Here is a 644-nt window from a genome sequence, read left to right as displayed (position 1 = left end):
CTTCCATCAAGTAAGCGATACATGGGTTAGAGTTAATAACGATCTCATAGGCTCGCCCCGCCTCTTCAGTTTGCTGATATGTAGAAAGCGCTTGCTGCGCTTTAAGAGGAGCAGAGTCCAGAGCATCAAGGCGTTGAACGCGACTCTGTTGTAATTCATTGCTTTTGCGCTCTAAATCTTCAGGGGCAGCAATTCGGCGAGGGACATCAACTCTAGCCTCATTACTTCGGCTATCAGCATTATCCTGAGGGTTAGGTCTTTCTTGAGAGGGTTTCTTTAAACCTTCAGGTATGACCGGCGCAGCAATTAACGAATTTGATAACTCCATACTGCCCTCCTGTTTAATTAGTCATACTGAAGTTTTATTTAGGGCCTCTCATAATAATACTTCTAAGTAGCTATTAAGGTCGACCCATCCAAAATAAGACGTATATTGTTTCTATTTTAGCCAGAAAAAGCCATTAAGGCTAGTAATACTAAACCGAGCAGTAAACGGTAAATAACAAACGGTGTAAAACCTATGCGCTCTAGAAACTGTAAAAACAAATGAATACAGGCATAAGCGCTCACAAAAGCAACACCAGTCCCAAGCGCCACCAAGAACCAGTCGTCATTCGTTCCCGTTTCTAGCAACTCTTTTGTTT

2 protein-coding genes are annotated in these 644 nt (G+C 42.5%); both read right to left on the bottom strand.

What is annotated here, in order from left to right; translation table 11 throughout:
* Positions 1–328 (bottom strand): SpoVR family protein (locus tag A3756_RS20395; protein WP_197481424.1); only part of this gene is annotated, 328 nt, incomplete at its 3' end.
* Between the two features lie 116 nt (positions 329–444).
* Positions 445–644: undecaprenyl-diphosphate phosphatase (locus A3756_RS20390; protein ID WP_304438917.1), on the bottom strand; the 200-nt coding region annotated here is incomplete at its 5' end.

The organism is Oleiphilus sp. HI0086, from assembly GCF_001635225.1.
Note: the sequence above shows the minus strand (reverse complement) of the source record. Positions and strands in the feature narration are given on the sequence as shown.